General features: G+C 73.8%; 9 protein-coding genes. All 9 read left to right on the forward strand.

The features are described from left to right. Nucleotides 1-72: 72 nt before the first annotated feature. The 9 genes from eccB (at nucleotide 73) to ACIRST_RS25680 (ending at nucleotide 25170) form a co-directional block, all read left to right on the forward strand. The gene (gene eccB / locus ACIRST_RS25640) at nucleotides 73-1527 is read left to right on the forward strand and encodes a type VII secretion protein EccB (RefSeq protein ID WP_402804589.1); all 1455 of its coding nucleotides are present in this window, start codon (nucleotides 73-75) and stop codon (nucleotides 1525-1527) included. A gap of 75 nt (nucleotides 1528-1602) precedes the next feature. Then, nucleotides 1603-1947, forward strand: a complete 345-nt coding sequence (locus tag ACIRST_RS25645) for a hypothetical protein (RefSeq protein WP_402804591.1) — start codon at nucleotides 1603-1605, stop codon at nucleotides 1945-1947. 62 nt (nucleotides 1948-2009) lie between these two features. Then, nucleotides 2010-2309 carry a hypothetical protein gene (locus ACIRST_RS25650; protein ID WP_350519401.1) on the forward strand — a complete coding sequence of 100 codons (300 nt, stop codon included), beginning with the start codon at nucleotides 2010-2012 and terminating at the stop codon, nucleotides 2307-2309. Then, nucleotides 2309-2719: a hypothetical protein gene (locus tag ACIRST_RS25655; protein WP_350519402.1), complete on the forward strand. Its 411-nt coding sequence runs from the start codon at nucleotides 2309-2311 to the stop codon at nucleotides 2717-2719. The genes ACIRST_RS25650 and ACIRST_RS25655 overlap by 1 nt, the downstream gene beginning before the upstream one ends. Before the next feature lie 37 nt (nucleotides 2720-2756). Then, a complete protein-coding gene (locus ACIRST_RS25660; RefSeq protein WP_402804593.1) occupies nucleotides 2757-5066 on the forward strand; it encodes a hypothetical protein in 2310 nt (769 codons plus the stop codon). Between the two features lie 73 nt (nucleotides 5067-5139). Then, nucleotides 5140-5607 (forward strand): YbaB/EbfC family nucleoid-associated protein, encoded by a 468-nt coding sequence (locus ACIRST_RS25665; RefSeq protein ID WP_350519404.1) that lies wholly within the window; start codon nucleotides 5140-5142, stop codon nucleotides 5605-5607. Further along, complete coding sequence (locus ACIRST_RS25670) at nucleotides 5600-5899, forward strand: hypothetical protein (RefSeq protein ID WP_350519405.1); 300 nt, start codon at nucleotides 5600-5602, stop codon at nucleotides 5897-5899. Before ACIRST_RS25665 ends, ACIRST_RS25670 begins: the two co-directional genes overlap by 8 nt. Before the next feature lie 119 nt (nucleotides 5900-6018). Then, entirely contained in the window at nucleotides 6019-24225 is an 18207-nt protein-coding gene (locus ACIRST_RS25675; protein WP_402804597.1) for a hypothetical protein, read from the forward strand. Between the two features lie 99 nt (nucleotides 24226-24324). After that, nucleotides 24325-25170, forward strand: coding sequence for a type VII secretion system-associated protein (locus ACIRST_RS25680; RefSeq protein ID WP_402804599.1), 846 nt, complete (start codon nucleotides 24325-24327; stop codon nucleotides 25168-25170). Nucleotides 25171-25228: the final 58 nt, after the last annotated feature.

Raw genomic sequence — 25228 nt, forward strand, 5'->3', positions numbered from 1 at the left:
CCCGCCGCCACCCGCACCCGCGCACCGCCCGCGCGAGCCGACCCGACGCCCCGCCCCGAGGAGAACCACGCCATGCAGTCGAAGCGCGACCAGGTGCAGGCCCACCTGTTCGTGATGGGCCGTCTCGCCACCGGCATGCTCCGCGGCGAACCCGACGCCCCCGACGCCCCCACCGGACGCACCTCCCGCGGCATCGTCACCGGCACCGTCATCGCCGTCCTCGCCTGCCTGATCGCCGCCGTCTACGGCGTCCTCGTCCCCGGCGGCGCCACCGGCTGGAAGAAACCCGGCACCCTCGTCCTGGTCAAGGAGAGCGGCGCCCGCTACCTCTACCTCGACGGCACCCTCCACCCCCTGCTCAACGAGACCACCGCCCGCCTCATCGCCGGCGACCAGCTCACCGTCGACCAGGTCAGCACCCACTCCCTCGCCGGCACCCCCCGCGGCACCCCCCTCGGCATCCTCGGCGCCCCCGACGGCCTGCCCGAACCCGGCCGCCTCACCACCGCCCCCTGGCTCGCCTGCGCCGCCCTGCGCCCCGGCCCCTCCGGCACCCGCACCCCCCACCTCGCCCTCGCCGTCGACCCCGCCGCCCGCGGCACCGCCCTCACCGACAACCAGGCCCTCCTGGTCACCGCCCCCGACGGCACCGCCCACCTGCTGTGGCACGGCCGCCGCCTGCGCCTGGACACCCGCAACGGCGCCCGCCAGGCCCTCGGCCAGAGCGCCGCCACCGCCCAGCCCGTCCCCCAGGCCTTCCTCAACGCCCTGCCCGCCGGCCCCGACCTCGCCGCCCCCGACCTCGACCAGCGCGGCACCCCCGGCCCCGACCTCGCCACCCGCCCCACCCGCGTCGGACAGCTCTTCACCGGCCCCAACGGCGACCCCTACCTCCTCACCGCCGCCGGACTCACCCCGCTCACCCCGATGGCCTTCGAACTGCTGCGCAACGACCTCCGCACCCAGCAGAGCGCCTACCAGGGCGCCGCGGTCACCCCCGCCGCCGTGGGCGCCGCCGACCTCGCCGCCCACAGCGCACCCCCCGCACCGGCCGCCAACGCCGCCACCGCCCTGCCCACCACCGTGCCCGAACTCCTGACCGCCCCCCAGGGCCGCGACGTCTGCGCCGAACTGCGCCCCGGCGACCCCGGGCCCATCACCGCCGTCACCCTCGTCGACGACACCGCCCTGCAGGGCTCCGCCCCCACCGTCCAGCCCGGCGTCGAGGCGCCCTGCGCCACCGCCGACACCATCGCGGTGCGCCCCGGCGGCGGCGCCCTGGTGCGCGCCCTGTCCACCGCCGGCACCGGCACCACCCTGTACCTGGTCACCGACACCGGGGTGAAGTACCCGCTGCCCTCACCGGCCGTCGCCAAGCAGCTCGGCTACGGCGAGGCCGCCCCGCCGGGCGTCCCCGAGGCGCTGCTGACCCTGCTGCCCACCGGCCCGAGCCTCGACCCGGCCGCCCTCACCGGCGCCCCCGCCGCCCCCGCGCCTGCCGCCCCCGCACCTGCCTGCCCGCGGTGAACCGGCCGCCGACACGGCGCCGTTGACCTGAAATGAACCCGGCATCCGCGCCGGGCCGACGGAGAGGAGCCCCCGATGGTGAACACCCTGCAGACAGAGGACACGGTCGTCCGCCAGACCCTGGCGACCCTGCAGAGCCACATCGACACCATGCTCAGGGCCTGCACGAACATCCAGGACATCAACACCGAGATCCACCAGCACTTCCAGGCCGCCTGCAGCGACGCCTACCAGCAGAAGATCAACGACTGGACGACGCGCTACCGGCAGCTCAACAGCGCCTACAGCACCTTCCACGAGAACTTCGCGGCCGGGCACAACACCATCAACACCGCCCACTCGGAGGCCCTGGCCACCGTCAACGGCGCCGGCCCCTCCAGCCTCAGCCTGGACATCAGCAACGGCCTGAACCCCAAGTAGCAGCCGGCCGCCCGGCACCGACCCGCACCACCGACCCGCACCACCGACCCGAGGGGAAACCGATGGCCGCGAACGACGGACACATCACGCTCAACCACGCCAACATCGACGAGGCCGCCGACGCGCTGGCCGCGGCCGGCGGCGCCATGCACGACGCCATGGAGAACCTCCGCACCGCGCTCCAGAGCGCCGAGGGCCAGCTCCAGGGCCAGCTCGCCACCGCCGCCCGGGACTTCCGGCTGATGCTCGACGCCCAGGAGTCGGAGATGACCAACGACATCTCCGCCGCCGCCGGCACCCTGAGGACCATGCACGGCCTGCTGCGCGACGCCGACAAGCGCGCCGCCGCGGGCGTCGGCTGATGGCGACGCCCGAGCCGCCGAACTACGAACACACGCTCAGTGTCGACAAGGACGACCTCCAGTACTTCGCGAACACGGAGATCGGCGGCCTGCTGGACGACCTGAACCAGAACCCCGGCTACAACGTGATGCAGCGCTACGCCGGGATGCTGAACGACACGGGCAACTCGCTGCTGGTGGGCAACAAGTACTTCTTCGCGGACTCGGTCGTCCTCGACTTCAAGAACCTGGCCACCGGCCTGGCCACCGACCTCGGCACCCTCAAGGCCCAGATGCGTCAGGCCCAGATCAAGATCCAGCTGACGCTGACGATCATGGACGAGGCCCACGAGAAAGCCATGACGGCGGCCGAGATGATGGAGGTCCTCACCAAGGTGTCGACCGCCACCGCGCCCAAGTCGGGTAGCTGAAAAAGTAGTTGACCGTACCGAGCATGTGGGGGCACTGATGGCCGTGAGCTGGGAGCAGGTGCTCACGTTCTTCGCGGGCCCGGACCAGAAGATCGTGGACCGGACCAAGGTCGCGGAGCTGCCCACGGGGGCCAAGTCCTGGATCAGGACGGACCAGGTCAAGAAGGGCGAGACCGGCGCCGACTTCTACTTCGGGGACAAGTCCGACGTCGGGAAGACGGACATGGCCAAGGAGGGCGAGAGCAAGCCCGACGTCTGGTGGGCGTGGAACTTCACCCGGAGCAGTGGCAGCCACAGCCACATCCTGGTCGGGATCCCGGTCAACTACACGGACTGGGGCAACGACACGGACAAGCCGCTGTCCCAGTTCATCCACCAGCACGAGGGGATCTTCAGCCCGCTGGCGTCCGGCGGCGGCAACGCCGCGATCGACCCCCGGAGCCTGCGGGCCGCAGCCCAGGGCCTGCGGGACGTGGGCACGTGGCTGGAGACCTGGTACCCGCGGGTGAACAAGTGGGTCGACCTGATCGACGGCCCGGACAGCAACTGGCAGGGCGACGCGGCCGGCGAGTTCAAGATGCTGCTCAAGCGGTACGCGCTGGAGATCGAGACCATCCGCCTCCAGCTGGACACGGTGAACCACCCGCACGACCTCGAAGCGGCGGCCGACCAGATCCCGCAGACGGTCACCGGCCTCTACACCGTCCACCAGCAGTGGTGGGACTCCGGGACCCTGTGGCCCTCCCACGCCATCTACCAGGCCCTGGAGGAGGCGCTGAGGGGCGTCACGCCGACGATCGACGCCTCCGGGAACGCGACGGCCATCCCCTCCAACACGCTCGGCGACGCCCTGCACGACTCCTTCTACGTCCTGCTGGAGCAGCGGGCGAAGGAGATCTGGCGCTCCAACGCCGCCGTGTACCTCGACGCGCGCAAGGGCGGGACCGGCGGCGGGACCGACCCGACGGACGCCCTGAACACCGCCTACAAGCAGCTGGTCACGGACTTCGGCCGCGGCTATGTCAACATCAGCCTGGACCTGCCCACCCAGGCGCCCCCCGGCCCGGGCACCGGCGACGGCACCGGCGGTGACGGCAAGGGCGGTGACGGCAAGGGCGGTGACGGCAAGGGCGGTGACGGCAACATCGACCTGGGCGGCGGCAGCGGCGGCGGGGGCGGCGGCTCCGGCAGCAAGTTCGACCTGGGCGGTGGCAGCGGCGGCGGTGCCGGCAAGGGAGGCGACGGCAAGGGCGGCGACTCCAAGACCCACCTGCCCCCGCCGCCCCCGGTCATCGGTCCCGGCGGGGGAGGCGGCAGCGGCATCGGCGACGGCGCCGGCACGCCCATCCTCGACAAGGACCACAAGCCCGTCCTGGGCGCCGACAAGAAGCCGGTGCTGCTGCCCCCCGGCGGCTACATCGGCAAGGACGGCCAGGTGTACGACGCCAACGGCCAGAAGGTGATCGGCAAGGACGGCAAGCCCGTCGTCGTCCCGCCGGGCTCGGACGTCCCGCCCGGCACGGGCGGCGGCATCTACGGGCAGAACGCCAAGGTGCCCAGGGGCTCCAGGGTCCGCGAGGACGGGACGGTGATCGGCCCCGACGACAAGGAGGTGCTGGACCGCGACGGCAACCCCGTGGTGCTGCCCAAGGGCGGCTCCATCGCCGGCGACGGCACCCTCCTGGACTCCACCGGCCGCCCGATCTCCGACATCTCCCAGCGCTACACCGACCGCCAGCACGCCATCGACGCGATGGTCGGCAGCGGCAGCGGCAGCGGCAGCGGCGGGGGCGGGACCGGCAGCGGCGGCGGCATCCGCCCGCCGTCCAGCGGCGACGACTGGAAGCTGGACCTCGGCTCCTCCTTCGGCGACTACGGCTCCGGCGGGGGCTCGGACTCCGGCTCCGGCGGCCCGGGCTCCTACGCCGGCCTCCTCGGCGGCGTCGGGGGAGTGGGCGGCTCCGGCGGCATCCCCTCCGGCGGCTCGCTGCCCAAGCTGGTCGGATCCGGCGGCGGGCTGAGCTCGCAGGCCATCGAGAACAGCGGCGGGCTGGCCCCGGGCGGCAGGACGGCGGCCGCCGCGGCCGCCGAGTCGGCCGCGGCGGAGAAGGCTGCGATGCAGAAGGCCTCCGCGCTGGCGGCCGAGGAGCAGGCCGCGATGCGCGGCCGGTCGGTGTCCACCAGCGGCGGCGGGATGCCGATGATGCCGCCGATGGGCGGCGGCATGGGCGGTGGCATGGGCGCGGGCCAGGGCGAGAAGGACCGTCAGCGCACCACCTGGCTGGCCGAGGACGAAGAGGTGTGGGGCACCGAGACCGGTGCGGTCAACGGTGTGATCGGCCGCTGAGCGGCGGGCACCACCGGCAGGCAGGGCGGCGTCCCGGCAGGGACGCCGCCCCGGGAAAGGACACGGAGAAGGCATGTCGTACTCGTTCGAGGACCAACTGGACCGGGCCCTGGCCTCGTTGGAGGAACAGAAGGAGAGGCTGGCCGAGTCGACGCGCAGGATGCAGGCGATGACCGCCGAGGCCAGGAGCAAGGACCGGATGGTCACCGCGAAGGTCGGCCCCCAGGGCGAGCTGCTCGCGCTGAGCTTCCACACCACCGCCTACCAGTCCATGGCGCCGGCCGAGCTGAGCACCGTGCTGAAGGACGTCCTCAACGAGGCCAAGGCCCGGATGGGCGAGCGGATCGCCGCCGAGATGCGCGGCTTCGAGGGCGTCGGCGAGACGCTGCGGATGAACTTCACCGGCGAACGCGGCGACGAGGACCCGTTCGGAACCGGCGGCGCCCTGGACCTGGACGCGCTGCTCGCCCCGCTCACCGCGATGCGCCCCGGCGCCGACCAGAGCGTCAAGTCCCGCAAGCAGGAAGAGTTCAATGGCTGACAGGCTGCGCAAGGAGTCGGGCCTCAAGCAGGCGTTCGCCAACTTCGACGACGTGGCCGCCCTGGTGGAGAAGATCAACACCGAGGTGGAGGACATCAACACGAAGAACGTCAAGGCCGGCGGCGGCGACGACATCGGCAAGCAGTACCACGAGAAGATCGACAAGCCCACCGCCGACCTCACCGGGCTGACCACGCAGATCCGCAACAAGCTGAAGGCGATGTCCGCCCACGGCCAGGGCACGGCCGACCTCTTCGACGCCGCCGACGACCACGGCCGCGGCCTGGTGTGAACCGCCTCCGCTAGGGATCGGCCCCGGCGCCGGTCCCGCGCGCCTGCCCGTCCGTTCGCCCGCTCCCGCCGGCCCCCGCACCCCCCGTACCACCAGCACCGCCCCGGAGGCCCTGCGCCATGTCCCACTCGTCCATCCACGTCTCCCCGGGCGTGGCGCAGTTCTTCCACATCATCAGCGGCATGCCCTGGCCCGAGTCCGACGAGGGGCTGCTGCGGGACGTCCGGGACGACTACCTCGCGCTGGCCCAGGACCTGCCGAAGCTGAGCGAGTACATCCTCGACGCGGTGCAGACCTGCGACAAGCGGATCGAGGGCGAGGCCGCCAAGGCCTTCAGGCGGGAGTGGAGTCAGTTCACCAGCCAGGACCCGAGCGACGACCCGCTCCGCAAGGCCGGTGAACTCTGCACCCAGCTGGCCGAGTTGGCCGGCAAGGTCGCCAACACCGTCGAGTACACCAAGTGGATGGCGATCGGTCAGCTCGTCCAGCTGATCATCGAGATCGCCTTCGCCATCGCCTGGTCCGTGTTCACCGGCGGCTTCTCCATGGTGCAGCTGGAGTGGCAGAAGATCCTGACGCGGCAGTTCCTCCTCCAGCTGCTGAAGAAGCTCGCGCTGCTGATCGCCATGCACACCTTCGGCGGCGTCGTCGGCGGCCTGATCCTGGACGCGATCATCCAGGGCATCCAGTTCGAGCACGGCGACCGGCACGAGTGGGACAAGGACCTCACCAAGCAGGCGGCGATCTTCGGCGCGCTCAGCGGCGCGATCGGCGGGCCGCTCAGCCTGATCGGCGAGGGCCTGGGCAAGCTGCTCGGCGGCCGTCTGGCCAAGCTGTTCGTGCAGAGCGCGCTCGACGACGTCATCAAGGGGCTGGCCGGGGGAACCCTCAAGGGAGCGGGCAAGGAACTCGGGGAGGACGCCGCGGCCGGAGCCCTCAAGGGGGCGGCCAAGGAACTGGCCGGCAGCGTGGCGGGCGGCGCCCTCAAGTCGGGCATCAAGGAGCTCGGGGACGGCGCCGTCAAGGCGGGCGCCAAGGAAGGGGCCAAGGCCGGCGGCGAGGGCCTCGGCCACCTGCTCGGCAACGAGGCGGCCGAGCGGTTCGCGAAGGGCATCTCCAACCTCCTGAAGGAGAACGCCCAGTACCTGACCAAGGGCTTCAAGGCCGGACGCAAGGTGGGCGCCGCGACCGGCGAGAAGTTCGTGCGACAGCTCGGCGAGCTCTTCGAGAAGGAACTCGGCGACGAACTGGGCAAGACGTTCGCCCGGGAGATGGGCGAGCACATCGGCAGGCAGTTCGCCGAGCACTCGCTCAAGACGGTGATGAAGGAGAGCAGCAAGGAAACGCTCAAGGAGACCCTGGAGAACCTCGCCAAGGACGGCGCCCGGGTCGCGCTCACGCCCGAACTCAAGCTGCTGGTCGAGAAGGTGCCCGAACTCGCCGGCGGCGTCAACAGGATGAACAAGATGTTCCACCTCGGCCACGTCCTGGGCAGCCAGCTGGAGTCGGGCATCAACCAGTACCTCACCGAGGGCATCTACAACACGATCTACAACGGCGAGTGGCAAGCCAGCGGGATGAGCTTCGTCGGCGGCTTCATGATGGGCGGGATGCGCCACATGATCATGGGCCTCGCCTCGCCGCTGACCCTGCGCTACGCGGACTTCGTCCGCGGCCTGGAGAGCTCCCGGATCACCGACGAGTCCGGCCCGAACTACCCCCTGACCCACCCGCTGACCATCCTGTCGGTGATCAGCAACATCGGCGGCCACTCGGCGCCCTTCCCGGTGCCCCGGCCCGGACACATCGACCAGATCGCCGGGACGCACCTGTCGGGCGGCGACGGCGCCCCGATCAAGTCGGGCGCCTCGCTGTCCGGCTCCACCCTCCTCGGATCCGGGAACCACCACCGGGAGGAGAACGGCGACGGCGTCCTCGCCGACCCGAAGGGCAAGACCAGCTTCAACTCCTCGGTCGACGGCGGATGGGACCCGAAGGCCCCCGCCCGGCCCGTCGAGACGCAGTCCCGAGGCGACGAGCGCACGACCGCCCCCACCCCGCCGAAGTCCACCACGACGCCCGGCGACCGGGAAGCCCCCGTCACCCCGCCCGTGCCCCGCAAGACGGGCGGCGGACCCGGGACCACCGAGTCCGGCACCACCGGCGCGGGCACACCCAAGGCCGGCAACCAGGGCAGCGGCAACCAGAGCAGCGGCAACCAGGGCGCCGGGAACCCGGTGAACGGCGGGAAACGCGGCACCACCGCGACGGCCTCCGCCGACGCCAACGGCCGCGACGGCGCCGTCAAACCCCAGCCCCAGCCGCAGCCCAAGCCCACGTTCGACCCGGCGCGCCGCACCACGGTCGTCGACGAGCACAACGAACCGCCCCTGCACCAGCCCCCGACCTCGACCGGCGGCGGCCCCGGGGGAGCGGGCCGGCACCCCGGCAGCACCGACACCAGCCCGCAGCCGCAGGAGAACACCGCCCACCGGAGCCCGGCCGCCGCGCCGCCGCCGCTGCGCACCAGCGCCGGCGGCCCCGGCGACGGCACCGCGCCTGCTGCGCCCGGTCACCCGGACCCGAACGGCCCGGCCCCGAAGACCCCGGCCGGTCCGGGCCCCGACCCGAAGACCCCGGACCCGAAGACCCCGGACCCGAAGAGCCCGGACCCGAAGAGCCCCGACCCGAACGGCCCGGACGCGAACCGCCCCGACCCGCAGGGCCCCGTGCCGCCCGCCACCCCGCCGCGCGACCCCGAGCCCGGCGGGCCCGCCGGCCCGCACACCCCCGACGGCCCCGCCACCTCCCACACGCCCTCCGGCCACCCCTACCACCGCGTCGACGCCCCCGAGCACGCCAAGGCACCCGCCGGCGACGAACGGCGCACCTCCTGGCACGACAAGCAGAAGGAGATCGCCGAGCGGCACGACACCGTGCTCGCCGAGGCCGAGGCCAAGGAAGCCCTGCACGGCGACATCGAGGACCGCCTGATCGACGTCCACGCCGACCTGCCCCGGGAACTGCGGACCCTCACCGGCCCCGGCACCGAGGCGTGGCGCCGCACCGCCGCCGACCTGCAGGCCGACATCGAGGCCCGCCCGCACGAGCGCCGGGAGATCCTCGACGACGCCGCCGGCCGCCTGGAACTGGCCGGCGCCCGCGAACTCGCCCTCAAGGTCGCCGTCGGCCGCTTCGAGCACCTGCTGACCGAACGCGGCCTCGACCCCGCCGCCACCGGCGGCGACCACCTGCACGCGGAGATCCGCCGCGAGGCCACCGAACGCTTCCGCTCCGACGCCGAACGCGACATCGCCCAGCTGTACGCCACCCGAGCCGACGTCACCCCCGAACGCAACGCCCTCGCCGCCCGCGCCCTGGAACGCCGGCTGCTCCGCGCCGCCGGGGACCTGGACGTCCGGCAGGCACGCGCCACGCAGACCGAACGGATCGAACGGGCGGTGGACGACGCCCACGCCGACTGGAAGCGGGACGACCTCACCGAGACGGACCGCGCCCTGCTGGACGCCGCCGGCGTGCCGAAGGACGCCCGGGTCTCGGAGGAGGCCCGCGACCAGATCGCCGAGGCCATGCGGGAGCGGATCGCCGAGTTCCACGGCCGCTACCAGGAGCGGACGGCCCAGCACGTCGACGGGACCGAGCCGGGTGCCCAGCGCCCCGGCGCTACCGAACCGCACGGCGGCCGCCGCGACGAGGACGCGTTCCTGGGGATCCAGGACGAGAACGGCGAGGACCTCGCCGCCCTCGACCCCGCCGTCCAGGGGAAGGAGCAGCTCGAAGCCGACTTCCGGGCCGGCTTCGAGAGCCACCGGAGCGGGCTGTCCCACGAGTTCACCGTCCAGGCGGTCCGCGAGACCGTCCTGAAGCGCTCCGTCGACGCGGTGGACGACGCGGCCGCGGCGTGGAAGACCAGCGCCCCCGACCAGTTCGGCCCCGAGACGCTGCGCGAACTCGGCCTGGCCGACGGCCCGTCCCCGCGCGCGGTGGCCGCCGCCCGCGCCGACCTCGCCCGCCGCGCCGACCGCCTCGTCGCCGAGCACACCGCCGCCGAGCGCGACCCGGACCGGCTCAAGGCCGAACTGGACCGGCTGACCTCGCAGGCCGAGGCCAACCGCCTGCTGGCCCTGCACGGCGCCCGCGAGGAGGCGGTGCGCGCGGCCGAGGACACCGCCCGCGCCGAGGTCCCGCACGACCTGGGCGGCCCCGACGCCGCCGACCACCGCACCGACCCGGCGGCCTCCGTCGAGACGGCCCTGGGACGGCCGGTGCGCGGCGCCCGCACCGACCGCTCCGAACCGCCGGCCTCCGCCGCGGCCCGGCGCGTGCGCGAGGGCTACACCGAGCGGGTCCGCGCCGCGTTCGACGAGCACTTCCGTTCCCTGCTGCGCGACCCGGACGCCGACCACAAGGCCGACCTGCGCGGGCAGTTGGAGCAGTGGCGGCGCGAGCGCGAGCGGCTGACGCAGGGCCTGGAGGAGCACGTCGCCTTCGAGCGCGCCGTGCTGCCCGCCCGCGAACACGCCGCCGCCGGCTACGACCGCCTCGCCGAGGGCCGCCGGGTGTCGCCGGAGGAGGTCCAGGAGCTCAAGACCCGCTACGGCGGCGAGTTCTTCGACGCCTACAAGGAGCACTGGGGGCCCGAGGACCTGGACGGCGACCGCTGGCGCGGCCACGAGGCGGCCAACGAGAACGTCTTCGGCCGCCCGCACGCCGAGAACCGGCCCGAGAACCGGCCCGAGCACGAGACGGAGCACACGCCCGAGCACAAGCCCGAGCCGACCCCCGAGCACAAGCCCGAGGCGGAGACCGAGACGGAGCGCAAGCCCGAGCCGACCCCCGTGCCCGGACCCCGCACCCCGTCCGGCCCGCCCGTCCGCCCCCGGGACACCGTCCCGGAGCCGTCCTCGGACAGGAAGCCGGGCGGAGGCCGCCCGAAGGACCACGAACCCGTCGAGCGGGGCGACCTCCACCCGGACACCCCCGCACCCGAGGGCGACCGGTCCGGGCCGGTCGGACCGCTGCGGGACCAGGCGGGCCGCACGGTCCGGACGACCGGCCGGGACCACGAGGACGCCGGGCCCCGCCGGGAGACGCAGGAGCAGGAACGCCGGGAGGTGGCCGGGAAGGACCGCCGGGCCGCCGACGAAACCGTCTACCCGGTGGCGCAGCACACGCCCGCGCAGGCCCCGCCGCCCCCGCCGCCGCCCCCGCCGCCGGGCCGCGGGACCGGTGCGCCGGTGCCCCCGCCGCCGCCGGGTGGTGGCCCGCCGGTGCCCCCGCCGCCGCCGGGTGGTGGCCCGCCGCCTCCGCCGGTGGGCGGTCCGCCGCTGCCGCCCGTGCCGGGTGGTGCGGGACAGCCCCTCGCCATGCCGCTCGTGCCGGTGGTCTCCCACGGGCCGGCCCAGGAGATCCGGGAGCAGCACCGCGTCGAGGACGAGCAGCACCTCGCCGCAATGCCGCCGCACACCGGCGAGCCGCCGACCGTGTCCCCGGCCGACGCCGCCCTCGGGCAGCAGCTGCACCAGCGCTACCCGCGGATCAGCCTGGTCGACCCGGGCTCGCCCGGCAGCGGCCACCAGGTCGCCTTCCTGAGGGTGCTGGAGGGCCTGGCCACGATGGGCTACCGGGGCGAGGTCCACCTGACGTTCGCGAGCGGCAAGGCCCCGTTCTACGCCGAACGGCTCGGCCGTGCCGCCGACGTCGGGCACCCCCGGCACTCCTACGGGCTGTTCCACGGTCCGTGGACGGGCGTCCACCGGGGGATGCGGGTGACCGCCCACCCCGCGGGCGCGCCGCTGGACGTCGCGTACCGGGTGAGCGAGCGGCGGCTCGTCGCCGATCTGGAGACGTACTGGAAGTACTTCGCCTGGAGCGGGGCGAGGCCCGAGGAGTCCTGGCTGGTCTCCGCCGGGGCGAACGCGAACGTGCGCGGCCGCTACCTGGGCAATCCGGGCAGTTCTCCGCAGATCCAGACGGACTTCCGGGCCTCCGTCACGAAGGAGGACAACCGGGACCGGACGATCAACCCCGCCCGGCACCTGACCTCCGACCTCCTGAGGGCCGGCGCCCAGTCCTCCGGGCAGGGCCGGACGCTGACCGTCTTCGCCGCCCTGGACGCCCCGCACGGCGAGGACGCGTCCGCCTACTTCGGGGAGAACCTGGCGCCCTCCCTGCGGGAGATGACCGGGGAACAGGACCCGGACGCCCTGGTCCTGCAGCCCTTCCTCTGGGACAGCCACCCCCGGCAGATCCGCCGCGGGGTCGACGTCCTGGCGGAGCTGTGGCACGACCAGGGCGCCACCGTCACCTACCCCTTCCGCCCGCAGCCCGTGCCGGCGGACCTCCCGGGCCACGTCCGCGACCACTGGCCCGAGGCCACCGGCCCCGACGACCCGGTGCCGGACCTGGTCGCCGACCTCCTGCGCCGCGCCCAGGACGGCGAGATCCGGCTGGTCACCGCCTACTACGGGCAGATCGGCGACGGCACGGTCCGCCACCGCGACATGGCCACCCGGATGGAGGCCGCCCTGCGGGCGCTGCCCGACCCGTCCCGTCCGGCGGTCGTGATCCTGCTCGGCGCCGAGCCGAACGAGGTCCAGAACCACGCCGACCTGCTGACCGGCCTCCGGGACGTCGCCGCCGCCCAGGCCGGCGACGGGGGCGTCCACCGCCTGCGGCTGGGACGCGTCCACCCGACGGTGATGGAACTGTTCGAGCAGCGCTCGACCCTGGTCGTCACCGAGGGCGCCAACACGTGGCAGGAGATCCTCACCCTCGCCACCCCCGGCATCTCGGCCCGCCCCGGCGGCGAGACCCGCCCCTGGACGCTGGCACCGAACGGCACCCAGTCCCAGGGCGGGCACCGGATCGGCGAGGCCTCGACGGCACTCGCCACCGGGAACACCACCGAGCTGAGCACGTTCCTGCACGGCCTGGACGACCAGAACGGCGAGGTGCACCAGTACCTGGACGTGTGGCGCGACGCCCTGGGCGCCGACGCCAACGACCAGTTCCGCAGTGCGGTCGAACAGCTCCTCGACCAGCCCGAACACCCGGCCGGGGAGAACACCGGGGCGGCGACGGCCGTGCACCAGAACGCCCAGGCACCGGTGGCGCCCGCCGCCGGGGCCCCCGCCGTCGTGCCCCCGGCCGCGCCGCCCGTCACCCCGGGCGCGGTGCTGCCCGCCTCCGCCTGGGCCGACATCCGCACCCTCGCGCCGCCCGCCCGGATGGACACGGTGCGCTTCGACCCCCTGGTGCGCGGCCAGGCCGGCCCGGGCGACATCGCCGGCCCCGGCGTGCGCGACCACTACGAGAACCGGCAGCCCCTGCTCGGCGGCCTGCACGGCGCCGCGACCGTGATCGGCTACGACGCGCGGCGCTTCGAGGTCCGGCCCGGCCACTGGGTCACCGAGTTCACCCTGCGCCTGCACCTGCAGGGGCCGGACGGCCACCCGCTGCCCCCGCACGAGGCCGCCCGGACGCTCGACCGGGCCCGGGACGTGGTCGGCGAGCGGTTCAACGAACGCTTCCACCTGCCCGGCGGCGACCAGGTGCACCTGCGGATCGAAGGCGCGCAGAGCGAGCACGGCGCGCACCGGACGGTCACCGTGGTCCCCGGCGGCGAGCGCAGCAACCAGACCCGCTGGTCCGACCAGAGCCCGCCCGGCGTGCTGCTGCACGAACTGCTGCACTTCCTCGGCCTGCCGGACGAGTACGTCGAACCGGTGACCAGGCCGGGCGACGCCTACGCGCTGCGCCGCCGCGACTGGTGGGCCGGCGAGAACGGGGTGATGGGCACCGCGGCCTACCGGGACGACTTCACGGTGCTGCCCCGCCACCTCCAGCGCATCGAGGAGGTCCTGCACTCGGGCCCGGTCCTGCGCGACCTGACCCACGAGCAGCACAGCTCCCGCCCGGACACCGCCCAGGCACCCGCCCCGCTGACGGAGCAGCATCGGCAGGCCGAGGGGCCCGTCGCCCCGGCACCGCCGAACGCGGTCGCCCACAACGCGGTCGCCCACGTCACCGAAAGCACCGTCCACCGGCCGTCGAACGCCCCGGCCCCGGTGCACGAGTCACGCGTGAACGTGCTCGACGGCGGCCGGCTCCACCACGTCGTCAGCGTGCCGGGCGACGGCGACTGCCTGCTGCACGCCGTCCTCGCCGGCGCCCGCGGGCTGGAGAGCTGGGAGCACGGCGACCTCACTGTCCACGGGCTGCGCGAGCTGGCGTCGCGGTGGTTCCGCAGCGACGCCGGCGCCGCGCTGCGCCGCAACGCCGACGCCACCGGCCAGCGGCCCGTGGACCGGCTGGAGCCGCACGAGCGCGACCGGACCTGGCAGGTGTACCGCAGCCCGGGGGACGAGCAGCCGTCGACGCTGTCCGCGAGCGACCTCGGGAACCTGCGCATGAGCGACCTGCTCGACATGGGACTGCGCAACCGGTCCCTGTGGAACACCTCGTTCTACGACGAGGCGCCGGCGGTCATCGCCCACGCCCTCGGCATCCACCTCGTGGTCCACGAGGGGAACGGCCGCACCGCGTTCAACACCGAGGCGGCCGGCCGCGAGGTGCACGTCTACCGCGACCCCGGCAGGGGGCCGGGCTCGGCCGCGCACTACGCGGAACTGCGCCCCGACACGCGCGGGCCGCAGGCGGTGGCGACCGAGCGTCCCGTCGACCCGAAGGTGGCGAAGGAACTGACCGGGCGGGTCCAGCCGGACATCGTCGTCGTCACCCTGGAACCCGGGCAGCCGGTCTTCCGGGTGACCGACGCGTGGACGCTGCGCGGATACCTGCTCCAGGGCAAGATCGGCGCGGTCAAGAACAAGGAGGGCTGGTCCCAGCTGGGGCCCGGGCTCTACACCGGCCACGACTTCGACCACGCGGCCACCTACAGCGACACCCTCTCCGGCCTGCCGGTGGTCATGGAGTTCGTCCTCGGCCGCGCGGCCACCGGCCTGAAGGTGAAGAACATCACCGAGGACTGGACGGCCAAGGAGGTCCCGGAGACGCTGAAGAAGTACGACTTCCTCACCGACGGGACGCAGTTCAAGTTCCACCCCCACTTCTACGAAGGCCTCATCCGGGACGGCGGACAGTCCGCGGACAAGCAGAGCGGCCTGCGCGTCGCCGGCCTGAAGGTGAAGGAGGGCGCATCGGTCTGGAACCACTACCGGACCGAGGACTTCGTCCCGGAGTTCGAGGGCTACCTGATCAAGGCGCACCAGGACAAGGCCCGTCAACTCCCGCACGGCGACGACGCGGCCGCCCCCGCCCACGAGCCGGATCCCGTCCCGAAGAGCGAGGCCCTGGAGGCCGCCCCGCCCGCCGCGCCCGGAGACCTCCGGCGCATCCGCTACCGCGAGCAGGCCGAGGCCTACGAGCGGCGGCTCGCCACCCACCTGCTCGACCGCGCCGACGTCCAGCGCGAGGTCAAGAAGGTCGTCGACCTGGCCTGGTCCATGACCACCAACGACAAGGACAGGACCCAGTTCGGCTCCAGGAGCACGGGCACGACCGGCATGGTCGGCACCGACCGGCACATGCTGCAGGAGGTCGTCGACGGCGGAAACCTCCGGGAACGCATGGCCCTGCTCTACAACGGCTACACCTCCAACCACTTCGCCAAGCTCGTGCGGCAGCGGCAACTGCCGCGACCGGAACAGCTGAAGCAGGAACGGCAGGACCGCCACGACATCGGCGCGGAGGTCGTCACCCCGCTGACCGCGGAGATCAAGAAGGCCTACGGCGAACTGCTGAAGCCGCCCGCCGAGCGCCGGGACCAGGCGCCCTTCGAATCGTTCCGCACCGACGAACCGTACGGACCCGTCATCGAGGGGATCCGGAACGCCTACACCGAGCTCCGGAGCCGCCAGATCGCCGACTGGGAGCGCAAGCGGGTCGTCGAGGCCGCACAGAAGGCCGCGGAGCGCCAGGCCAAGACCATCCTCGAAACCGACCGCAACCCCTTCGACGTCAACCCGCCGCTGGGCCGGGGCGAGTGGTACAGCGCCGTGGAGAAGGACGGCCGGCTCGGCTGGCAGCCGGGCGCCAAGTCCTTCCACTACAACCTCGGTTCCGACTTCCAGCAGGCCGCCCACGACAGCGGCGGGCTGGTCGTCAGCGGCACCTCCGGAACGGCCTTCGGGATGCTCCAGGCCGTCAAGGAACTCGTCAAGACCGACGCGGGGAAGGCCAAGCTCGCCGAACTGGGCGAAGGCCCGGTCGACTTCGAGCGGCTGCGGCTGGCCCTGCTCGGCTGGATGCTGGAGTCGGAGGACCACAGCTTCCACGAGATCATGAGCGGCTCCCGCCTGTTCTCCGAGAGCCTCACCCCCGAGGAACGCGCGAACCCGAACCTCGCCCACACCGACCTCACCTACAGCGACACCTACCACCGCTACCGCTTCCTGTCGCCGCTCACCGAGCAGGAGCTGCGCAGGGACGTGGCACCGGAAGGACTCTTCCCCGACGAACACCTGGTGGGCGAATGGTCCCTCCACGAAACGGAGTTCGCCGACCCCTCCGCCGACACCCCGCCCGGCGGCGAACAGCCCGCCCACGACGACCCGCCGGCCACCATCCACGACACCGTCCACGACAACGACACCGTCCACGACAACGGGACCGACGGGCACCGGCCCTCCGCCGACGGCGACCTGGTGACCCATGCCATCGTCGGGGCGAACGGCGGCAACGTCGGACGCTCCTTCCACACCACGGCGGACTTCACGCTGCGCGGTGAGACGCATCTGAACTTCCCCTCGGAGCGGACGAGCGCCGAACACCAGGTCACCAACCCGGACTTCGTCCCGAAGAAGGCCGTCCGCCCGGACGGCGGTTTCGACTGGGAGGCCTACCGGCGCGGCGAGAACAAGCCGGGCGAGCGCGACGGCGCCGACGCCGACGTCCGCGTCCCCTGGGACGCGAAGTCCACGCCGTACTTCGCGAACCTGCACGGCTCCCCGGAACAGCTGAAGGTCGCCGTCCGCACCCCCGGCGGCCGGGAAGGCCACAAGTCCCTCTCCTACGGCCAGTTCGGCACCGTGCTGCGCCGCAGGCCGAGCCTGTCCGCGCGGCCGGAGGAGTCGCCGATCGTCCTGGAGGCCTGTGACGCGGGCCTGAACCGCGCGGGCCTGCAGCAGATCGCCGACGCCACCGGGCGCACCGTCCACGCGGCGACCGGCAAGACCTACGTCGCCAAGGAGGGCGACGGCAGCACCCGGCTCGTCCTGCTCCACGAACCCGGCCGGGCCCGGTCCGAGTTCGTCACCGTCCACCCCACCGGCAAGGACACCGCCGTCACCGGCAAGGACACCGCCGCAACGGACAAGGACGTCCACCCCGCCACCACCGACACCCCGGACCCGCACCCCGTCACACACGAGGACGGCACCCACCTGCTCGACGCGGACGACGACCGGATCCCCGGCGCCCCCATGCCGCTGGTCCGCAACCCGCGCGACGAGAACCTGCCGCACGACCCGTCGGCGCCGACCGCCCGCCAGGACATGGTGCCCGGCGCCCGCGACCTGGAGATGGTCGAGCACCTGCGCCGCGACGTCGTCGTGCCCGGCGACCGCCCCCGGGAATGGGGCGCCCAGGACCACGCGCTGTACGACCACCTCACGGCCACCGACGCCCGCCGGCCCTTCGGCTTCTGGAAGGGCCTGAGCGAGGACCAGGCGGCCGCCCTCGTGCTGGCCGAGCGCAAGGGCCTGGAGTTCGCCGCCCGCGAGCACGCCGTGCTCAAGGACCGGCTGCGCCAGGCCACCGGCAGCTGGTCCTGGGCGCAGAACTACCCCCGCGACAGCGAGCAGGCCCTCGACCGGCTGATCGCCACCGTCCAGGACCACATGCGCACCGGCATGTTCGTCGCCACCAACTTCTTCCTCGACAAGCCCCTCAACGACAACCGCAGGACCACCCTGGGCACGTCCGGGGGCACCCGGACCGCCCGCTCCTCCCGGCCCGAGCCGGAACCGGCCCCCAAGACCGTCCTCGACCTGATGATCGAGGACCCCTCGCAGACCTTCAAGAACGTCTGGCAGACCCGCGCCTCCCAGGCCGCCGTGGACGACTCCCGCCGCGGCGGCGTGGAGGAGCACTTCGGCTACGCCGCCACGCTGCGCCGCGACCCCGCCACCAGGAACCACTTCCAGGACACCGGGACCGACAAGAGCGCGTTCCACCCGGACGAGAAGGAGGCCGCCCGGCTGCCGAAGTACGCGGCCCTGGTCTCCGAACTCCAGCCGCGCGGCGTCGCGGTGCGCTACGGCAGCGCGATCATGCGCTGGAAGGACGACGTCCGCGCCCGCGCCACCCACACCCCCAAGGACTCCTGGTCCGCGGGCGCGATGGGCGCCCGCTCGGTGACCCCCGACTCCCACCTGCTGCCGCTGCTCACCTACGGCACCGACTTCATGGTGCGGCGGGTGTTCGGTGAGGCCACCGGGTTCCGGCACGACGTCGAGTTCGGCCGCCGGCTGCTGCGCGAGGGCATGGAGACCGACGAGTACTTCGAGACCCAGATCCACGGCGACCTGCACTGGAAGGACCTGCACAGCGTCACCATCGTGCACCTGCCCGAAGGCCGGACGGCCGACCGGCTGACCGGGCCGCTGCCCACGGCGGAGGCCGCCCGGCAGCTGCGGGACCGGCTCCTCGCCCACCGGCAGGACCGCGGCTACGACTTCACCGTCGACCTGCGCCTGCACGGGCAGCCGCCGGTGCTGGACCGCGTCGTCCCGCACCCCTCCGTCCCCGAGCCGCCCGCCCACGAGACCACCGTCCCCGAGACCGCCGCCCACGAGACCGCCCCGACCATCCTCGACAACGGCGACGAGATCACCCCCGTGGAGCACGACGTCACGCAGCACGACGTCGCGGAGCACGACGCCGCGCAGCACGACGCCGCGGGGCACGACGACGACGAACCCACCCCGCCGCCGACCGGCGCGCCGATGCGCGTGGCCGACCACCCGCTCGACGTCCCCAGGCGCATGCCCGGCCCGGACGCCGAGGACCCCTTCCCCACCGGGTGGGGGCAGCTGTCCGACCTGCGCGCACGGCTCGACGCCCTGCCCGCGGACAGCCCCGAACGCGCCCCGCTGCAGCGTCAGGTCGACCGGGCCCAGGCGAAGCTGCGGTCGGACTTCACGACCTTCCTTGACCACGACGGCAGCGACCTCGCCACCGCCTCCCGGGCCCGCGAGGACCGGATCACCGAGCTGCGCACGCAGACCCCGCCCCCGGGCACCCGGGAGGAGGCCCACCACCAGCGGCTCCTGGACACGCTGGAGCTGGAGGTACGCGAACTCCAGGCCGAGCTCGACCGCCACGCCCTGGACGCCCGGTCCAAGCAGCGGATGATCCCCGGCCCGCGGGACCTCGCCCTGGTGGCGCACCTGCAGGACCCGCAGAAGCACCCGCTGCCGGAGGGCGAACACGCGCCCGAGCTCCTGGAACGCCTCACCGGCGCCACCGTCGACTGGAAGTCCCTGGGCCCGGTCCAGGCGGCCGCCCTGATCATGGTCGAACGCAAGGCGATGGCCTTCGAGCAGCGCGACCGTGCCCTGCTCACGGAGAAGCTGACCGCCGCCACCGGCGAGTGGGCGTGGGCGGCGAACTACCCCCGCGACACCCCCGGGGCGGTCGACGAGCTGATCGACCGGGTCCAGCAGCACATGCGCACCGGCATGTTCATCGCCACCAACTTCCACTTCGACCAGCCGCTCAACGCCAACCGCCAGACCGCCTTCGGCAAGGCCGGCGGGATGCTCGGCACCTGGGCGCCCAAGCCGAAGACCCTCCTCGACAAGCTGATGGCCGACAAGCAGGGACTGTTCCGCAACGCCTGGGAGACCGGCGCCTCCCAGGCCGCGGTCGTCCCCTCGCGCCGCGGCGGCGTGGAGGAGCACATGGGCTACGGGCCCGCCCTGCGCCGCAGCCACGACACCCGCGGCCTCTTCCAGGACACCGGCACCGAGGACAGCGTCTTCGCCCCCAAGAAGGGCGACCGCGGCCTGATGCCGAAGTACGGGGCGCTGGTCTCCGAACTGCAGCCCTTCGGCGTGGCACAGCGCTACGGCGCGTTCGCGCTGCACTGGTCCGACGACATCCGCGGCCGCGTCACCCACACCCCCAACGACTCCTGGACGGCACGGGAGAAGGGCGCCCTGTCGGTCACCTCCGACTCCCACCTGCTGCCGCTGCTGCTGTGGGGCGAACGGGACATGGTCGAACGGGTCTTCGGCGAGGCGACCGGCTTCCGGTACGACCCGACCTTCGGCGAGCGGATGCTCACCAAGGGCATGGACACCAACAGCTACTTCGAGACGCAGATCCACGGCCCGCTGTCCTGGGGCGACCTGCGGCACGTCGTCATCAGCCACCGGGAGGACGGCGGCACGCCCCCCTCCCGGCGCGACGCGCACCTGCCCACCCGGGAGCGGGCCGAGGAGATCGCCGGCAAGCTCCGCGCGTTCGCGACGAAGAACGGCCACGCCTTCACGGTGGAACTGCGCCGCTCCGACGCGCCCCCGGTGCTCAACCGCCTGGCCGACGCCCTCGCCCCCACCCCGCAGCAGCCCCGGCAGCCCCAGCCGCAGCAGTCGCCGCACGAGGACGTCCCGAGCATCATCGACAGCGGCGCCTACGACCACTGGAGCGACTCCGACTCCGACTCCGACTCCGATTCCGACGCCGGCTCGGACGCCGCCTCCGACACGGGCGGCGCGGTCCACCCCGGCGACGACCCGGCCGGGACCTGGTACGACGAACAGCCTGAACTGCCCCAGGGCTTCCTGCTGAACGGACCCACCCTCGACGCGTTCGCGCACCGCAACGTCGAGGTCGACTACCCGGTGGGCCTGGCGGGACAGGAGTTCGTGCCCGGCCCGGAGGAGCCCCACCTGCTGGCCGCCCCCTGGGAGCTCGACGGGTTCCCCGGCTGGGATGCCTCGGCCACCGGGTTCGACCGCGACCTGATCTTCGCCGACCTCGACGAGAACCCGGTGCTCTGGCGCGGGGACACCAGCCTGCTGTACCGGTGGGAGATCGGCGCCCGGGACTACCTGGAGGTGTTCGCGCAGGGGTTCGCGCCCCGGGGCGAGGACACGTACGTGCCGCTGGAGACCTACCTCGTCGACAATCCGGCGTCGGTGTTCGTCAGCACCACCCGCTCGGCGATCCACCAGAGCCCGGGCTGGGGCACGGCCTACCGCTACCTGATCGACGCGCCGGGCGGGATCGACGTGCGGGCGACCCTTCCGCACCGCCAACTCGCGGACATCGAGCAGGAGGTGGCGTTCCCGGGCGGCATCCGGCCCGAGTTCGTCGTCGGCGTCGAGATCGTCCACGACACCGCGCTGCTGCACGACCCGCAGGACCCGGGCGTCCACTGGTACGAGCACCCGGTGACCTTCGTCCCCAACCCCGGCTACCAGCCGGCCCACCGCTTCGCCCACGAGGAGCCGCACGAGCAGCACTGGGACCAGCACGAGCAGCACTGGGAGCAGCACCACCACGACAGTGACGACGACGGCGGTGTCGGCAACCTCGGCCTGACGCTGACGAACGCCACCATCCACGACACCGTCCACGGGGCCGACGGGCACCGGCCCTCCGCCGACGGCGACCTGGTGACCCATGCCATCGTCGGGGCGAACGGCGGCAACGTCGGACGCTCCTTCCACACCACGGCGGACTTCACGCTGCGCAGTGAGACGCATCTGAACTTCCCCTCGGAGCGGACGAGCGCCGAACACCAGGTCACCAACCCGGACTTCGTCCCGAAGAAGGCCGTCCGCCCGGACGGCGGTTTCGACTGGGAGGCCTACCGGCGCGGCGAGAACAAGCCGGGCGAGCGCGACGGCGTCGACGCCGACGTCCGGGTCCCCTGGGACGCGAAGTCCACGCCGTACTTCGCGAACCTGCACGGCTCCCCGGAACAGCTGAAGGTCGCCGTCCGCACTCCCGGCGGCCGGGAAGGCCACAAGTCCCTCTCCTACGGCCAGTTCGGCACCGTGCTGCGCCGCAGGCCGAGCCTGTCCGCACGGCCGGAGGAGTCGCCGATCGTCCTGGAGGCCTGTGACGCGGGCCTGAACCGCGCGGGCCTGCAGCAGATCGCCGACGCCACCGGGCGCACCGTCCACGCGGCGACCGGCAAGACCTACGTCGCGAAGGAGGGCGACGGCAGCACCCGGCTCGTCCTGCTCCACGAACCCGGCCGGGCCCGGTCCGAGTTCGTCACCGTCCACCCCACCGGCAAGGACACCGCCGCAACGGCCGCCGCGCCCCACACACCCGACCACGAGGGCACCGCCCCCACCCTGCTCGACGGGAACCACCACTCGAAGCGGATCACCCTGCAGCCGGACAGCGAGCAGCCCGTCGGCCTCGTCGGCCACCCGCTGGACGACCCGCTGCGCATCCCCGACACCAAGGCGGACGACCCGTTCCCGGCCAAGAGCACGTGGAAGGCGATGGCCCGGCTGCGGCGCGAGGCGGACGCCCTGCCGGCGGACGACCCGCAGCGGCGCGTCCTGGAGCGGCAGATCCGCGGCCGGCAGGAAGGCCTCCGGGCCGGTTTCACCCGCTACCTCGGCAGCGAGGGCGGCGACCTCGCCGCGGCCCGCGACGCCCGCAACGCCAAGATCGCCCAGATCCTGGCGAAGCAGGACCGGCTCTCCGGCGCGCCGGGCGAGCGCTGGCAGGCCGACCACTACCGGGCGCGCCTGGACATGCTGCGCTCCCAGGTCCGGGACCTGGAGCACGAGATCGACCTGCGCGCCCTGGACGGCACGTTCAAGCAGCGGATGATCCCCGGCCAGCGGGACCTGGAGATGGTGGCCCACCTGCAGGACCCGCAGGTGACCGCCCCCGAGCACAAGCCGTGGACGGCCCAGGAGAACGCGTTCCTGGAGCGGCTCGCCGCCCGCACGGACTGGGCGGCCCTGCACCCGGTCCAGGCCGCCGCCCTGGTCATGATCGAACGCAAGTCCGAACTCTTCGCCCAGCGCCACCGCGACCTGCTCACGGACAAGCTCACCACCGCCACCGGCGGCTGGTCCTGGGCGGCGGACTACCCCCGCACCCCCGAGGCGATCGACCGGCTGATCACCGCCGTCGAGAACCACCTGCGCACGACGATGACGGTCGCCACCAACTTCCACCTCGACCAGGCGCTCAACGCCAACCGCCAGACCAGCTTCGGCACCCCCGGAGAATCCCCCGACGGCGCCGGCGCGCAGACGCCGCCCACCACCCTCCTGGAGGTGCTGCTGGCGGACGGCGACGGGCGCTTCCGCAACGTCTGGGAGACCAACGCCTCCCAGGCGGCCGTCCAGCCCTCGCGCCGCGGCGGGGTGGAGGAACACTTCGGCTACGCGCCCGTCCTGCGGCGCACCCGCGACAGCCGCGCGCTGTTCCAGGACACCGGCACCGACGAGAGCACCTTCGCGCCCCTGCCGCAGGACGTCGACCTGCTGCCGAAGTACGGGGCCCTGGTCTCCGAGTACCAGCAGTTCGGCGTGGCGCAGCGCTACGGCGCGTTCGCGCTGCACTGGTCCGACGACATCCGCGGCCGCGTCAGCCACACCCCGAACGACTCCTGGACCCTGGGCCCGATGGGAGCCCGCTCGGTCACCTCCGACTCCCACCCGCTGCCGCTGCTCCTGTGGGGCGACGCCCAGCACGTGCGACGGGTCTTCGGCGAGGCGACCGCCTTCGCGCACGACCCGGCGCTGCGCCGGGAGATCCAGGAGCGGGCCGTCCACACCAACAGCTACTTCGAGACGCAGATCCACGGCCCGCTGAGCTGGGCCGACCTGGAGCGCGTCGTCATCAGCCACGAGCCCGCGGGCACGGAGGGCACCGCCGGCGGGACGCCCACGCTGGAACGGGCCGAGGAGATCCGCCGGCGGCTGGAGGGCTTCGCCCGGGACAACGGCCACACCTTCCGGGTGGAGCTGCGCCCGGTCGACCCCGCCGCGGAACGCGAACGCCTGAACGCCCTCCTGGACCCCGCCCCCGCCCCCGCGCCGGTCCCGGCCCCGGCCCCGGCCTCCGCGCCGGTCCCGGCCCCCGCCCCCGCCCGCGGCGGCGACGAGATCACCCCGGCGGACGGCATCCCGGACATCGTCGACACCGCCACCCCCCGACCGCTCGCCGACGAGGTCCTGGCCGCCCTGACCCCCGCCCGCACCCGCCGACCGGTCGTGGCGGAGGAAGTGGTGCCGGACGGCAGCGCCGCACCGGGCACCCGGTCGTCGCGCCGGCCGTCACCCAGCCGTGAGTGAACGCCGCCGGTGCGGTCCGCCGTGGACCCAAGGGGAGACGGGCACCCCGGCCCACCGACCACCGCATCGCACCGGCACCACACCGTGGGGGAAACGACCATGACAGCCGACACCGCCGGGCCCGCCGCCGCAGCGGACACCGCCGTAGTGGACACCACCGCGGCGGACACCACCGGGCCCGCCGCCGCGGCCGGTGCGCCCGGGCCCGCCGCCGCGGTGGACGTCCCCGTGCCCGAGCACGTCCGCGAGACGGCCCGGCTGGCGCCCGACCACTGGATCGGCGTGGTCGACCCCGTCTGGACGGACGGGCAGGCGCCGCCGGACTGGGCGGTGGTCGGCCACTGGCGCTCCGACGGGAGCGGCGCCACCGAGGAGTTCCGCCCCAACCCCGACTACCGGCCCTCCCCGCGGGCCCTCGGCTGGGCCGAGCCGACCGACGCCGTCGACGCCGCCGTCCAGCTCGCCGCCACCGGCTACGGCCCCGGCGAGGACGTGCTCGCCCGCCTCGCCACCGCCCGCCTCGCCGTCCCCGTCACCCCCGGCGGACACCCGCTGACCGCCGTCGACCCGGCCGGCGCGCCCGTCGTCCTGGCCTTCACCGCGGGCGACCACTGGGCGGCGGCGGGCCGCCTGGGCCACCTCCTCCTCGACGCCCGCGCCCTGCTGGACCGCCTCCCCGAGGGCCACGGCATCCTGCTCAACCCGACCGCCGACGCCATGCTGACCGTCGACCCCGACGCCCTGCGCGCGCTCACCCCGGCCACCGACCCCGCGCCCGCCCCGGACGCGCCCGCCCCGGACGCGCCCACCCCGGACGCGCCCGCTCGCGCCGCCGAAGCCCCCGCCACGGAGACCCCGCCGGCCGACCCGCCGCGGCCCGACGCCGAGCACGCGGCCGCCTCCGTCCTCGGCATCCCCACCGCCGCCGGACCACCGGACCGGTGACCACCGCACCCGGGTGACCACTCCACCCCGTCGCGCCCCGCAGTCGCCGCGCGCCACC

This window comes from Kitasatospora sp. NPDC101447 (assembly GCF_044767225.1).
Lineage (GTDB): Bacteria > Actinomycetota > Actinomycetes > Streptomycetales > Streptomycetaceae > Kitasatospora.